The following is a 14169-nucleotide window of genomic DNA, read 5'->3' on the forward strand; positions in this document are numbered from 1 at the left end:
GCGGCACTCGAGCCGCCCGGCCCACGGCCGGGACGGCCGCGAAAACCGAAGAGAAGAGCCTCGCGGACACCGCTGGTGCGGGCCGGTCCTCGGTAGTGGCTTCCGGATCCGTTCCGCCCGCAGCGGCGGGAAGGGATCCGGGTGCTTCGATCGAAGACCGGCAGCGTGACAAGCCACGGGAAACGGCCGCGAGGACCGAGAACAGGAACCTGAGGAGGTTTCCCGTGACAGAAGCCGTGCGCATCGACGGCGCGCAGAGCACCGAGGCCGTGATCGACAACGGCACGTTCGGCACTCGCACCATCCGCTTCGAGACGGGCCGGCTGGCCCGCCAGGCCGCCGGCTCGGCCGTCGCCTACCTCGACGACGAGACGATGGTGCTGTCGGCGACCACCGCGTCCAAGAGGCCCAAGGACAACCTGGACTTCTTCCCGCTGACCGTGGACGTCGAGGAGCGGATGTACGCGGCCGGGCGCATCCCCGGCTCGTTCTTCCGCCGCGAGGGCCGTCCCTCCGAGGACGCCATCCTGACCTGCCGGCTCATCGACCGGCCGCTGCGCCCGTCCTTCGCCAAGGGCCTGCGCAACGAGATCCAGGTCGTCGAGACGATCATGGCGCTGCACCCCGACCACCTGTACGACGTCGTGGCGATCAACGCCGCCTCGATGTCCACCCAGCTGGCCGGGCTGCCGTTCTCCGGCCCGATCGGCGGCGTCCGCGTCGCGCTGATCGACGGCCAGTGGGTCGGCTTCCCGACCCACCCCGAGCTCGAGCGCGCCACGTTCGACATGGTCGTCGCCGGCCGCACCCTCGAGGACGGCGACGTCGCGATCATGATGGTCGAGGCCGAGTCCACCCGCGACACCCTCAAGCTCGTCGGCGACGGCGCCGCCGCCCCGACCGAGGAGACCGTCGCCGAGGGCCTCGAGGCCGCCAAGCCGTTCATCAAGGTGCTGTGCCGCGCGCAGAGCGACCTCGCCGCCGTCGCCGCGAAGGAGACCGCCGAGTACCCCGTCTTCCTGGACTACCAGGACGACGCCCTCGACGCCGTCACCGAGGCCGTCAGCGGCGACCTCGCCCAGGCGCTCACCATCGCCGGCAAGCAGGAGCGCGAGACCCGCCTCGACGAGATCAAGGCCGCCGCGGCCGAGAAGCTCGCCGAGCGGTTCGAGGGCCGCGAGAAGGAGATCTCCGCCGCCTACCGCGCCGTCACCAAGAAGCTCGTCCGCGAGCGCGTCGTCCGGGACGGGCTGCGCATCGACGGCCGCGGCACCAAGGACATCCGCCAGCTCACCGCCGAGGCGCACATCGTCCCGCGGGTGCACGGCTCGGCGATCTTCGAGCGCGGTGAGACGCAGATCCTGGGCGTGACCACGCTCAACATGCTCCGCATGGAGCAGATGATCGACACGCTCAACCCCGAGCGCACCAAGCGCTACATGCACAACTACAACTTCCCGCCCTACTCCACCGGTGAGACCGGCCGGGTGGGGTCGCCGAAGCGGCGCGAGATCGGGCACGGCGCCCTCGCCGAGCGCGCCCTGATCCCGGTCCTGCCGACCCGCGAGGAGTTCCCGTACGCGATCCGGCAGGTGTCGGAGGCCGTCAGCTCCAACGGCTCCACCTCGATGGGGTCGGTCTGCGCGTCCACGATGTCGCTGCTGGACGCGGGCGTCCCGCTGAAGCAGATGGTCGCGGGCATCGCGATGGGGCTGATCCACGAGGGCGGCGAGTACGTCACCCTCACCGACATCCTCGGTGCCGAGGACGCCTTCGGCGACATGGACTTCAAGGTCGCCGGCACCCGCGACCTGATCACCGCGCTGCAGCTCGACACCAAGCTCGACGGCATTCCCGCCTCGGTGCTGGCCGCCGCGCTCAAGCAGGCCAAGGGCGCCCGCCTGGCGATCCTGGACGTCATGCAGGAGGCCATCGAGGCGCCCGCCGAGATGAGCCCGAACGCGCCGCGGATCATCACCATCAAGGTCCCGGTCGACAAGATCGGCGAGGTCATCGGGCCCAAGGGCAAGATGATCAACTCGATCCAGGACGACACCGGCGCCGACATCACCATCGAGGACGACGGCACGATCTACGTCGGCGCCACCGACGGCCCGTCGGCCGAGGCCGCGCGGCAGGCGATCAACTCGATCGCCAACCCGCACATGCCCGAGGTCGGCGAGCGGTTCCTCGGCACGGTCGTCAAGACCACGACGTTCGGCGCGTTCGTGTCGCTGCTGCCCGGCAAGGACGGCCTGCTGCACGTCTCCCAGATCCGCAAGCTGCACGGCGGCGCCCGGATCGAGAACGTCGAGGACGTCATCGGCGTCGGCGAGAAGATCCAGGTCGAGGTCACCGAGATCGACCAGCGGGGCAAGCTGTCGCTGGTCCCGGTCGACGTGGTCGAGCGGGAGGCCGCCGAGAAGCCCGACGGCGACGACGGCGCGCCCGCCGCCGAGGAGGCGGGCGGCGACTCCGGCGAGCGCCGCGAGGACGGCGAGCGCCGCGCTCCGCGCCGCCGCCGCACCCGCCGCACCGGCGACGACGGCCAGCGCAACTCCTGACCCACCGGACGGCCGACCGGCCCGCCCGCCCGGGGCGGGCCGGTCGGCCGCTTTCCGGCCCGGCGCCCGCAGGCGGCACGGCGGGCGCCGACCTCGACCAGCAACCGGAGGGTGAACCCGTGACGCTGCCGGCCCGGGCGCAGGAGCCCGGCACCACCACCACGATCCACGCCGACGGCGCCGGCGAGGTCCGCCGCACCGTCCTGCCCGGCGGGCTGCGCGTCATCACCGAGACGATGCCGACCGTCCGGTCCGCGGCGTTCGGCATCTGGGCGTCGGTCGGGTCCCGCGACGAGGCACCCGCCGACGCGGGCGCCTCCCACTACCTCGAGCACGTCCTCTTCAAGGGCACGAAGCGGCGCTCCGCGCTGGAGATCTCCGCCGCGATCGACGCCGTCGGCGGCGACCTCAACGCGTTCACCGCCAAGGAGTACACCTGCTACTACGCGCGGGTGCTGGACACCGATCTGCCGCTCGCCGTCGACGTCGTGTCCGACATGGTCGCCGAGTCGGTCAACCGCCCCGAGGACGTCGAGGCCGAGCGCGGCGTCATCCTCGAAGAGATCCACATGCGCGACGACGACCCCGGCGACCTCGTCCACGACGTGTTCGCCGACGCGCTGTACGGGGACACGGCCCTCGGCCGCCCGATCCTCGGCACCGAGGAGTCGATCAACGCGCTGTCGCGGGACCGCATCCACGGCTACTACCGCGACCGCTACGTCCCCCGGAACCTCGTCGTCTCGGTCGCCGGGAACATCGACCACGACCGGGTCGTCGGGCTCGTGGCCGAGGCGTTCGCCGACCACCTCGGCGGCGACGCCGTCCCGTCCGGCCCCCGCCTCGGCGGCGCGCCCGTGCCCGCGGACCCCCGCACCATCGTCCTCGACGAGGATACCGAGCAGGCCCACATCATCCTCGGCGGGCTCGGCGTGTCCCGCACCGACGACCGCCGTTTCGCGCTCGGCGTCCTCGACGCGGCGCTCGGCGGCGGCATGTCGTCCCGCCTGTTCCAGGAGATCCGCGAGAAGCGCGGCCTCGCGTACTCGGTCTACAGCTACACCGCCCACTACGCCGACTCCGGCATCTTCGGCGTCTACGCGGGCTGCCAGCCGTCCAAGGCCGACGAGGTTCTGCAGATCTGCCGGGACGAGCTCGCGCGCGCGGGCGACCTCACCGCGGAGGAGCTCGAGCGCGGCAAGGGGCAGCTGCGCGGCGCCATGGTCCTCGGCCTGGAGGACTCCGGCTCCCGGATGACCCGCATCGCCAAGAGCGAGCTGGTCTACGAGTCGCTGATGCCCGTCGACGAGGTCCTCGCACGCGTCGACGCCGTCACCCTCGACGATGTCCGCGCCGTCGTCGCCGACGTCCTCGGCGCGCCGCAGGCCCTCGCCGTCATCGGCCCCGTGCCGGACGGTTTCGGCAGTTAACCGCCCGGCCCCGCCGGGTAGGCAGACCGCGTGAAGATCCTCATCAGAGTGGTGATCGCCGCGGTGGCGCTGTGGGTGGCGTCCGCGGTGGTGGACGGCATCGACCTCGAGGGCGGCAGCGACGGCGAGAAGGCGCTCACGCTCCTGGTGGTCGCGGTCGTCTTCGGCGTCATCAACGCCGTGCTGAAACCGATCATCAAGGTCGTGGGCTGCGCGTTCTACGTGCTCACCCTCGGCCTCATCGCCCTCGTCGTGAACGCCGCGCTGCTGATGCTGACGAGCTGGATCGCCGGCGAGATCGGCGTCCCCTTCCACGTCGAATGGTTCTGGCCCGCGTTCTGGGGCGCCATCATCGTCGGGCTCGTGAGCTGGCTGCTCAACCTGTTCGTCGACGACGAGCGGTAGGCTCGGGCGGACGCCGAACAGGAGGAACACGTGATCAAGGTTGGGGTGCTGGGCGCGCAGGGCCGGATGGGCTCGGAGGTGTGCCGTGCCGTGCAGGGGGCCGACGACATGGAACTCGTCGCCACCGTCGACGTGGGCGACGCCCTCGACCCGCTCGCGGCCGCCGAGGTCGTGGTCGACTTCACCCGCCCCGACGCCGTCATGGACAACCTCCGCTGGTGCGTCGAGCACGGCCTGCACGCCGTCGTCGGCACGTCCGGCTTCGAGGCGTCCCGCTTCGACACCGTCCGGTCCTGGCTGACCGACGGCTCCGCGGGCAACGTCGTCATCGCCCCGAACTTCGGCATCGGCGCCGTCCTGATGATGCACTTCGCGCAGAAGGCCGCCCCGCTGTTCGAGTCCGTCGAGATCATCGAGACGCACCACCCGAACAAGGTCGACGCCCCGAGCGGCACCGCGCACCGGACCGCCGAGCTGGTCGCCGCCGCGCGCGCCGAGGCCGAGGTCGGGCCGTCCCCGGACGCCACCACCTCCGAGCTCGACGGTGCGCGGGGCGCGGACGTCGACGGCGTCCGCGTGCACGCCGTCCGGATGTCCGGCGCCATCGCGCACCAGGAGGTCGTCCTCGGCGGCCACGGCGAGCTGTTCACCATCCGCCACGACTCCATGAACCGCGAGTCGTTCATGCCCGGCGTGCTGCTGGCCGTCCGCCGCGTCCCGAACCTCGACCGGCTCACGATCGGCATCGAGTCCCTCCTCGGCCTCTGATGGACTTCGCGGCCGAACCCTGGGACTACCTCGCCGCTTCCGAGGCGATCGACATCGAGCACCCGCTCGTCCAGTCGATCGCGTCGGAGCTGCGGACCGGCGACGACGTCGCGTACGCCCGCGCCGCGTTCGACCACGTCCGCGACCGCGTCGCCCACTCGATGGACGTCTCCGACCCCCGCGTCCCGTGGCGCGCCTCCGACGTCCTCGAGCAGCGCGTCGGCCTCTGCTACGCGAAGTCGCACGCCTACGTGGCCCTGCTGCGCGCGGGCGGCGTCCAGGCGGGCCTGTGCTACCAGACCGTCTCCGGGGTCCTGCACGGCCTCACGGCCGCCCTCGTGGACGATCGCTGGGTCCTCCTCGATCCCCGGGGCAACAACGCGAACGTCGACGTGGAGTTCTCCGCGTCCGAGGACCGCCTCGCCTACCCGGAGATCCCGGTGCACCCGACGGTCCACGCGACCCCGCACCCGACCGTCCTGGCGGCTCTGCGGTCCATGCGGACCCTCGACCCGGACGCCCTGCCCACCTCGCTTTGACGACGCGCCTCAGCAGGGGCGCAGGGTGCTCGGGCCGGCCTTGCGAGAGGTGTCGATCTCGGGGCGGGGCGGCGGTCGTCGTCGGGGGTCCATGTGCCGGTGAGGGACGTGACGAGGGCCGCGTGACCCTTGCCGACGCCCTTCCGCCTCGGACCGAGTAACGCTCGGAGTCTGCGGGCTCGTAATTCAGCGGCCCGTCTGCCAGGGGTCCCACTCGTCCGTCGGGATCTCCAGGCCGAAGGGGTCGGGAAGCTTGACGGTTGCGCCGAACTCCCAGCTCACCGATTCGCGGTACTCGCCGGTGGCCTGGTCGGGCGAGCTGAACAGGGTCGTTCGTGCCGCCTTCGGGTCGCGGTCCACCAGGAGGTAGTGGGGGATGGCGACGCGGGCGTAGCCGTTCCACTTGCTGGGAGTTCTGCGCCGGTTGCCCGGACGCCGGTCGTCGCACGCGTTGGACGGCGAGGTGACCTCGAGAACCAGCTCGAGGTGGCTGGGCAGTGCCTTCTTCAGTTGCTCGCGGCGCGCCTGCGCGGCGATCGTCCTGTCCAGGACGCATAGGTCCGGGATGTAGCCATCGTGGATGTCGCTGAGGTTGAGATCCTGTGTGGTGATGCAGCGCCAGGGGAAGGATGCGTCCCTGGTACGGGCCACCGCGAATGCGTCCGCGAGGTCCTGGACGATGAAGTTGTGAGCCATGTCGGGCCCTGGTGACACGATGATCTCCCCACCGATGATCTCGACTCGGGAGCCGTCGTGGGGGAGGGAGATCAGGTCGGCGAGCTCGTCCCGCATCCACAGGTTGTAGGGGGTGTCCGGGAGCTCGTGGCGAGCATGGACGGTGGCGATGGTCACGGGGGGTGATTCCTCCATCACGTTCGGCTCCCGTCAGTGTAGGGGACCCTGCGTAGTCAGCGTACCCACTTTCGGTGATCTCCGCCGGGTCATTCGGTCGTCGGGACGGTCCGTGTCCGACGCTCGGCGCGCTCGTCCGACGCCGGCGGCCGTGCAGACGGCCTGCCCGCCGGAAGTGCTACTGCGGCGGGTCGGGGACCGGGAATCCGTGCTTGTGGAACAGTGTGCGGGCCGTCGCGCCGGTGAGCCAGGAGACGAACGCGTTCGCGGCGCGCTCCTGCCCGCCCTCCTCGACCACCGCGGCCGGGTAGGAGGTGACGACGTTCGCGCCCGCCGGGATCGGGACGCCGCTCGCGGCGACCCCCGCCGAGCGCAGGTCGGTGAGGTAGACCAGGCCGGCGTCGGCGTCCCCGGCGCGGACGCGGTCGAGGACGGCGCGGGCGCTCACCTCGACGCTCGTCCACCGCGGGGTCAGGCCGGCTCGGCGCATGACCTGGGCGGCGTAGCGGCCCGCCGGGACGGCGTCCGACCCGGCGGCGGACCGCAGTCCCGGACGGGCGAGGTCGGCGAGCCCGCGGACGCGCAGCGGGTTGCCGGGGGCGACCGCGATGGTCATCGAGTTGTGCGCGACGGTGCGGCGGCGGCCGCCGAGGTGCTCGTCGGCGTCGTTCATCGCGGCGGCGTCGGCGGTGACGAGCACGTCGGCGGGGGACAGGTCGGACAGCCGGCCGGCCATCTCGAGCGAGCCGCCGAACACGAACTGCACGTCGACGTCCGGGACGGTGTGCTCGTAGGCGGTCTCCATCTCGCCGAACACCTCGGTGAGCGAGGAGGCCGCGTAGACGGTGAGCGTCGTGCCGCCGTCGGCGGAGCCGCAGCCCGCGGTGAGGCCGAGCACGGCGAGCAGGACGGGCGCGAGGACGCCGCGCCGACGGGGGGAGTCCGGCATATGGCCTCATCCTAGAGCGCGGTGTCGTTCGCCCGGCTCATTCCGGTCTGGCGTGTCAGTGCGCGGCGCTAGTGTTTCCGGCGAAGACGATGACCCTGACGGAGGCCGACGATGTCCCTCGATCTGATGGAGCTGCTGCCGGGCGACTGGCGGGCGAGGCTCGACCCGCTGCTGGACCCGCTCGCCACGGCGGCGCTGGGCGCCTTCGTCGCGGGCGAGTACGAGGAGCAGACCGTCTACCCTCCGCGCGAGGACCTGTTCAACGCGTTCCGGTCCTGCTCGTTCGAGGACGCCCGGGTGCTGATCCTCGGCCAGGACCCCTACCACGGTCCCGGGCAGGCGCACGGGCTGAGCTTCAGCGTGCGCGAGGGGGTGCGGCTGCCGCCGTCGCTGCGCAACATCTACAAGGAGCTGGCCGCCGACCTGGAGGTCCCGGTGGCGGCGTCGGGCGACCTGACCCGCTGGGCCGACCAGGGCGTCCTGCTGCTGAACGCGGTGCTGACGGTCCGCGCGGGGGAGGCCGGGTCGCACGCCGGCAAGGGCTGGGAGGACTTCACCGACGCCGCGATCCGCGCGCTGAACGACAAGTCCGACCGGGTCGTGTTCGTCCTGTGGGGTGCCTACGCCAGGAAGAAGGCGCGGCTGATCACCGGCGCGCACCACACCGTGATCGAGTCGGCGCACCCGAGCCCGCTGAGCGCGAAGAAGTTCTTCGGGACGCGGCCGTTCAGCGCGGTCAACAAGGCCCTGGTGGACGCGGGCCGCAGCGAGATCGACTGGTCGCTGGGCTAGATCGTCCAGGGGTCACCCGAGCGGGGGAGGCCGGGCGGCGGATTCCCCTCGGAGGGGGAGGCACGGCCGGCCCGTCCCGGCGGACGATCGTGGCATGACGGTCATAGCTCACCCCCATGGACGTACGGACGCGCCGGCGGCGCCGGGACGGTTCAGGCTCGCCGTGTGCGCCGGGACGATCGCCGCCTGCGTCCCCTATCTGACCATCAAGCTCGCGTGGCTGTCCGGCAGCACCGTGGGCTGGAACGACGTCGAGGCCGCGCGGGACTCCGGGCTGTACGTCGCGAACGCGATCACGATGGCGATGGACGCCGTCGCGGTGGTCATCGCGCTGGCGTTCACGTTCCGCTGGGGGCTGCGCCTGCCGGCGTGGCTGGTGCTGGCGCCGATCTGGATCGCCGCCGGGCTGCTCGCGCCGATCGTGATCGCGGTGCCTCCGGCGGCCGTGGTCATGGCGTTCGACGGGTCCGCGGCGGAGCCCGGGGCGTCGGACGCCATGCAGGGCTGGGTGTTCGCCGTCGTCTACGGCGGCTTCATCCTGCAGGCGGTCGGCCTGCTGACGGCCTTCGTCCTGTACGCCCGGGCGCGCTGGGGGGACGTCCTCACGGCGCGCGCGCGGGACATCGCCGTCGGGGCGACGCACGGCCTGCAGTTGGTCCTGGCGCGGACGGCGCTGGTGTTCGCGGTCGTGTTCGCGCTGCCGAACCTCTACTGGGCGTTCGGCGGGACGTCGGGGCGCCCGGACGGGCCGACCGGCGACCTGAACGTCGCCCAGCACATCCTCGCCGGGGCGGGCGCGACGCTCGCGGTGGCGGGCGCGGCCGCGCTGCTGCTCGTCCTGCGCCGCGCGGACCGGCCCCGGCGGTTCGTCCGGCCGCTGGCCGTGGCGTGGATCGGTTCGGCCGCGACGTTCGCGTGGCCGCTGTTCTCGCTCGTCGCCGTGCTGACGCAGCCGGGCGAGATGGGGCACGACATGTCGGCGGCGACGAACATGACGTCGCTCACGGGCGTGTTCGCCGGGCTCCTGATGGGGCTCGCGGGCGCCGCCCTGCTCGCCGAGCACGCCGGGGCGGTGCGTCCCGGCACCGCCGTCTACAGTGCCGTCTACAGTGCCAGGCCGACCGCCAGCAGCACCCCGTAGGCGATCTGGAGGCGGCCGGTCTCGCCCAGCACCGGGATGAGGGCGGGGCCGGTCGCGCCGTTCATCACCTTCTGCGTGGGCGGCACCGACAGCGGTGCGGCCAGCAGCGCGAGCAGCGCCCATGGGTGCGGGGCGGCCAGCGCCAGGACGACCATGAACGGCAGCGCGGTGCACGCGGCGTACAGGATCCGCGTCCACGGGCCGCCGAGGAGGACCGCGAGGGTCCGCTTGCCGGACTCCCGGTCGGTGGGGATGTCGCGCAGGTTGTTGGCGACCAGCAGCCCGCAGGCGAGCAGCCCGACCGGCACCGCCGCGGCCCACGCCTCCCACGGCACCGCCTCGACCTGCACGTACACCGTCCCGACGACGGCGACGAGGCCGAAGAACACGAACACCGACACCTCGCCGAGCGCCCGGTACCCGTAGGGCGTCTTCCCGCCCGTGTAGAACCAGGCCGCCAGGATCGCGACCGCCCCCACCAGCAGCAGCCACCAGGTCGTCACCGCCGCCAGCACCAGTCCCGCCACGGCGGCGAGCAGGAAGCAGCCGAGGGCCGCGGCCAGGACCCGCTTCGGCTGCGCGACCCCGGACCCGACGAGCCGCAGCGGGCCGACGCGGTCCTCGTCGGTGCCGCGGACGCCGTCGCTGTAGTCGTTGGAGTAGTTCACGCCGATCTGCAGGACGAGCGCGACGACGGCCGCGAGGAGCGCGCGCCACCAGACGGCCTGGCCCTCGCCGACCGCCACGCCGGTGCCGACGGCGACGGGGACGAGGGACGCGGGGAGGGTGCGGGGCCGCGAACCGGCGACCCATTGGGACAGCGTGGCCACGGTTACCGCTCGTTCTCGTCGACGACAGGGGGAGTCACGGGGTCGATTCTTCCCGATGGGGCGCGCGGCCGGGACGCAGCCGCAGTGACAGGACCAGGCCGAGCGCCAGGATCCCGGCGGTGACCAGCGCACCGTTGCGGGCCGCGGTGGCGAGGCTCGCGTCCGCGGCGTGCGCGGCGGTCTCCATGCCGGACGTCTCGTGCAGCTCGCGCGCGTACGTCCCGGCACTCTCCCGGAGGTCGCCGACGATCGTCTCGCGCGCGGCCGCGGGGGTGCCGGCCGCCGCCAGCTCGTCGTCCATCGCGTGCCCGAGGCTCGTCGCGAACACCGTCCCGATCACCGCGATGCCGAGCGCCGCGCCGACCTGCCGGGCGGTCGACTGGGTGCCCGACGCCTGCCCGGACCGGGCCACCGGGACGTCCGCGAGCGACACGTTCGTCAGCTGCGCCGACGTCAGCCCGAGGCCCAGCCCGTACAGCAGCATCCAGGGCGCGAGGCCGAGCCCGCCGGTGGTCGCGGAGATCGTGAACGCGAGGCCGAGGACGGCGGCGACCTCCAGCGCCATGCCGATCTGCACGACGCGGTGCGGCCCACGCCGGTTCGCGAGCCGTCCCGCGCAGCCGCCGCTCAGGAACGCGCCGACCGCCAGCGGCAGGATCGCGACGCTGATCTGCAGCGGGTTCGTGCCGTGCACGCCCAGCAGGAACAGCGGCAGGACGAACAGGAGCCCGAGCTCGCCGACGTTGATGAGTGACGACGCGAGGTTCCCGTGCCGGAAGTTCGGGATGCGGAACAGGTCCAGGTCCAGCATGACCGGGCGCCCGGCGGCGGCGCGAGAGCGTTCCAGCACCACGAGCGCGGTCAGCAGGACGATGCCCAGGGCGAGGACGACCGGGACGGGCGACAGTCCCGTGTCCGGCCAGTCGTACCCGGCCATCGTGAACGGGTGGGTGATGCTCCACCAGCCGTAGGTCTGGCCCTCGATCAGCCCGCACACGAGCGCGCCGAGGCCCAGCGCGGACAGCAGCCCGCCCGCCCAGTCGATCTCGCGCAGCGCGCCGCCGCGCCGCGGCGAAGCCGGGCGGATCCGCGTCTCGGGCATGAGCCACAGCGCGCCCACGATGAGCAGGACGCCGAGCGGCAGGTTGATCCCGAACGCCCAGCGCCAGCCGCCGCCGGCCGCGACCGCGCCGCCGAGCAGCGGCCCGAGCGCCGCCATGCCGCTGATCAGCGATCCCCAGATGCCGAACGCGACCGCGCGGTCCCGGCCGGTGAACACGGCGTTCACGGTGGACAGCGTCGCCGGCATGATCATGGACGCGCCGACGCCCTGCAGGGCGCGCGCGCCGAGCAGCGCCGAACCGTCCTGCGCGAGGGCCGCGCCGACGCTCGCGACCGCGAACACGCCGACGCCGAGGACGAACAGCCTGCGGCGCCCGAACAGGTCGCCCGCGCGCCCGAACGGGATGAGCAGCGCCGCGAACACCAGCGAGTAGACGGACGTCACCCAGGCGGCGTCCGTCGTGGTGAGCCCGAGCCCTCCGATGATGTCCGGCAGGAGCACGCCGACGATCGTCGCGTCCACGACGATGAGCGAGACGCCGAGGCTCATCACCACCATGCCGAGCCATCGTCGATGGTCGGCGGGGCGCTCCGCGGCGGCGGTCACCGGCTCGGTGACCTGCGCGGAGCCATGCGCGGAGGCATGCGGCGGCGTCTTGGAGAGGGACTTGGGCACGACCTCCAAGATATTGCCGGGCCGGCGATGCCCGCATCCGCCCCCCTCGCGAGGCCGGCTCAGCCCTCCGCGCCGCCGGTTCCGCCGGGGGCGTCGCCGCCGGGAGCGTCGGCGATTTCGGTGATGTCGGTGTGCAGCCGGATCTGCCGGATCGGCTCGCCCATGTCGAGCGTCCGGGCCGTCCCGTCCGGTGCCCAGCCCGCCGAACCCAGGAACGCCCGGGTCGTCTCGTCGTCCTCGAACGTCCAGGTGAGCAGCGTCGTGACGCCGTCCTCGCGCAGCATGTCGACGGTGGCGGCGAGCAGCCTGCTGCCGTGCCCGGCGCGGCCGTGCAGGGGGTCGACGAGCAGCGTGATCAGTTCGGCGGAGGTGCCGGGATCGTGGTCGGCCTCCTCGGCCGGACCGTGCGCCGCGAACCCGACGACCAGGTCGGCGGCCACCGCGACGAGGAGCCGGTGCCGGGGTGACGGCGGCGCCGCCGCGGCCTCGGCCCACCGCTCCCGCCAGGCCTCCCGGGCGGCGGGGGAGGTCACCTCGGCGAGCACCTCGGCGGGCAGCAGGTCCCGGTAGCCCTGCCGCCAGGTCCGTACCTGGACGTCGGCGACGGCGGCGGCGTCGGCACGGCGGGCCCGCCGCACCCCGACATCTGGCCCGTTGGCAGCCATGGCGCGCTGTGTCCTCTCCTTCGAAAGATCCACGCTCACCCTAGGGCGCCGGAGCGCGCGGCGGCGGGCGCGGGCCGTCAGTCCCCGGCGGACGGGCCGTGCCCGGCCGTGGAGGCGCGGCGGCGGGCGCGGTAGGCGCGGGTCTTGGTCCGGTTCCCGCAGGTGCTCATGTTGCACCAGGCGCGCGACCGGTTCTTGGAAGTGTCGACGAACGCCCAGAGGCAGGTGTCCTCCTGGCAGACCTTGAGGCGGGGCCAGGTGCCGTCGGCGGAAGCGGCGGCGATGGCCGCGGCGATGCGCGCGAGCCCGGCGGCGACCGTCCCGGACGGGGCGGCGGGGACCAGCGCGGGACGGGGGCCGGCGGCCAGCGTGACGCGCAGGGGAAGGCCGCCGAGGGCCTCCTCCAGTTCGCCGGGGAGTTCGGGCGTGTCCGGCCCGCCGGCGGAGGTCCCGCGGCGGTGGTTGCCGAGCATGGCCGCACGCAGCCCCTCGCGCAGGCCGATCGCGGCGCCCAGGTCGCCGTCCGACGCCGCCGTCCCCGGCGGGACGAGCCCGCGCCCGGCGAGCCAGCCCGCGAGGTCCGCGGGCGCCGCCAGGTCCTCGGTGCCGGCGTCGATGTTGAGCGTGTTGACGAAGTCCCGCAGCAGCAGTGCGGGATCCGCGTGCGCGTCGGCCATCACCCCTCCCGCCGTTCATTGAACACCCTACCCGGCACAACACCATCGTTCGCCGAATGACGGTTGCGTTCTCGAGACACCGGCGTTACGGTTTAGGTGGTGTCAATGAACGGAGGGCGCGATGAAGGCGCTGATCGATCTGGCGGACCTCGCCGCGCGCAACCAGTGGGCGCGGCGGGAGCACGCACGGCTGCAGGCGGACGTGGTCGAGGCGCGGCTCGCCGCGCGCGCCGTCGCCGAGGCCTCCGGCCCGGCCGCGCGGATGCGCCGCTGGCTGACCGGCGGGGTGGCCGGACGGCTCGGCGCGGCGCGACGGACCGCCGGTTCCGCTCGGTCCGCGAGCCCCGTGCCGGTACCGTCCGTCCACCCGGTGCCCGGCTGCCGCAGGGCCGCCGCACGCTCGTTCCACGTCGCACGGACCGCAGGAGGAACCCGATGACCGCGAGCCCGGCCGGGGACGCGACCCCGAAGGTGGGCAACCTCGTCTTCGACTGCACGGACCTGGACGTCATGGCGGGGTTCTGGGGAGGGCTGCTCGGGATGGAGGAGACCTCGCGCGACGAGGACTGGCTCGACCTGCAGCCGCTCGAGGGGCACGGCCCGGTGCTGTCGTTCCAGCTCGTCCCCGAGGGCAAGACGATCAAGAACCGGATCCACCTCGACCTCGACGTCCCCGACATCCACGCGGCGGGGGAGCGGGCCCGGCGGCTCGGGGCGTCCCCGGCCGGCGAGCCGATGGGCGATCCCGCCACGCCCTTCCGGGTCTGGTACGACCCGGAAGGCAACGAGTTCTGCTTCGTGACCGTCCGCTAGAGCCGC

At 73.1% G+C, this 14169-nt stretch carries 15 protein-coding genes; 9 read left to right on the forward strand and 6 right to left on the reverse strand.

Going from position 1 to position 14169, the window contains the following annotated elements; translation table 11 throughout:
- Nucleotides 1-242: 242 nt before the first annotated feature.
- The 5 genes from F7P10_RS34945 (at nt 243) to F7P10_RS34965 (ending at nt 5706) form a co-directional block, all read left to right on the forward strand.
- A complete protein-coding gene (locus F7P10_RS34945) occupies nt 243-2564 on the forward strand; it encodes a polyribonucleotide nucleotidyltransferase (protein ID WP_151018474.1) in 2322 nt (773 codons plus the stop codon).
- Nucleotides 2565-2683: 119 nt separating this feature from the next.
- Entirely contained in the window at nt 2684-3994 is a 1311-nt protein-coding gene (locus tag F7P10_RS34950) for a pitrilysin family protein (protein WP_151016099.1), read from the forward strand.
- 30 nt (nt 3995-4024) lie between these two features.
- Nucleotides 4025-4399, forward strand: coding sequence for a phage holin family protein (locus F7P10_RS34955; RefSeq protein ID WP_151016101.1), 375 nt, complete (start codon nt 4025-4027; stop codon nt 4397-4399).
- Nucleotides 4400-4429: 30 nt separating this feature from the next.
- On the forward strand, nt 4430-5167 hold the full coding sequence (gene dapB, locus F7P10_RS34960) for a 4-hydroxy-tetrahydrodipicolinate reductase (RefSeq protein ID WP_151016103.1): 738 nt from the start codon (nt 4430-4432) through the stop codon (nt 5165-5167).
- Entirely contained in the window at nt 5167-5706 is a 540-nt protein-coding gene (locus F7P10_RS34965; protein ID WP_151016105.1) for a transglutaminase family protein, read from the forward strand. The genes dapB and F7P10_RS34965 overlap by 1 nt, the downstream gene beginning before the upstream one ends.
- Nucleotides 5707-5892: 186 nt before the next feature.
- On the opposite strand, the gene F7P10_RS34970 is transcribed toward F7P10_RS34965, so the two are convergent.
- Nucleotides 5893-6558, reverse strand: a complete 666-nt coding sequence (locus F7P10_RS34970; RefSeq protein WP_176611783.1) for a Uma2 family endonuclease — start codon at nt 6556-6558, stop codon at nt 5893-5895.
- A 178-nt stretch (nt 6559-6736) separates the two neighbouring features.
- On the reverse strand, nt 6737-7507 hold the full coding sequence (gene modA / locus F7P10_RS34975) for a molybdate ABC transporter substrate-binding protein (RefSeq protein WP_151016109.1): 771 nt from the start codon (nt 7505-7507) through the stop codon (nt 6737-6739).
- A 111-nt stretch (nt 7508-7618) separates the two neighbouring features.
- On the opposite strand from modA, the gene F7P10_RS34980 reads away from it, so the two are divergent.
- Both F7P10_RS34980 and F7P10_RS34985 read left to right on the forward strand, forming a co-directional pair.
- On the forward strand, nt 7619-8299 hold the full coding sequence (locus tag F7P10_RS34980) for a uracil-DNA glycosylase (RefSeq protein WP_151016111.1): 681 nt from the start codon (nt 7619-7621) through the stop codon (nt 8297-8299).
- 94 nt (nt 8300-8393) lie between these two features.
- Complete coding sequence (locus F7P10_RS34985; RefSeq protein ID WP_151016113.1) at nt 8394-9440, forward strand: hypothetical protein; 1047 nt, start codon at nt 8394-8396, stop codon at nt 9438-9440.
- Here the strand turns inward: F7P10_RS34985 and F7P10_RS34990 are convergent.
- From F7P10_RS34990 to F7P10_RS35005, 4 genes are all read right to left on the reverse strand, one after another.
- Complete coding sequence (locus F7P10_RS34990) at nt 9404-10270, reverse strand: 1,4-dihydroxy-2-naphthoate polyprenyltransferase (protein WP_151016115.1); 867 nt, start codon at nt 10268-10270, stop codon at nt 9404-9406. The genes F7P10_RS34985 and F7P10_RS34990 overlap by 37 nt on opposite strands.
- Before the next feature lie 34 nt (nt 10271-10304).
- Entirely contained in the window at nt 10305-12008 is a 1704-nt protein-coding gene (locus tag F7P10_RS34995; protein WP_254716178.1) for an MFS transporter, read from the reverse strand.
- 59 nt (nt 12009-12067) lie between these two features.
- Nucleotides 12068-12673 carry a GNAT family N-acetyltransferase gene (locus tag F7P10_RS35000; RefSeq protein ID WP_151016117.1) on the reverse strand — a complete coding sequence of 202 codons (606 nt, stop codon included), beginning with the start codon at nt 12671-12673 and terminating at the stop codon, nt 12068-12070.
- Nucleotides 12674-12750: 77 nt separating this feature from the next.
- Nucleotides 12751-13350 (reverse strand): CGNR zinc finger domain-containing protein, encoded by a 600-nt coding sequence (locus tag F7P10_RS35005; RefSeq protein WP_151016119.1) that lies wholly within the window; start codon nt 13348-13350, stop codon nt 12751-12753.
- Nucleotides 13351-13471: 121 nt separating this feature from the next.
- Here F7P10_RS35005 and F7P10_RS35010 point away from each other — a divergent pair, with 121 nt between their 5' ends.
- Complete coding sequence (locus tag F7P10_RS35010) at nt 13472-13789, forward strand: hypothetical protein (RefSeq protein ID WP_151016122.1); 318 nt, start codon at nt 13472-13474, stop codon at nt 13787-13789.
- Nucleotides 13786-14163, forward strand: coding sequence for a VOC family protein (locus tag F7P10_RS35015; protein ID WP_176611784.1), 378 nt, complete (start codon nt 13786-13788; stop codon nt 14161-14163). The genes F7P10_RS35010 and F7P10_RS35015 overlap by 4 nt, the downstream gene beginning before the upstream one ends.
- Nucleotides 14164-14169 lie beyond the last annotated feature (6 nt).

Origin of the sequence: Actinomadura sp. WMMB 499 (genome assembly GCF_008824145.1) — a bacterium.
GTDB lineage: Bacteria > Actinomycetota > Actinomycetes > Streptosporangiales > Streptosporangiaceae > Spirillospora.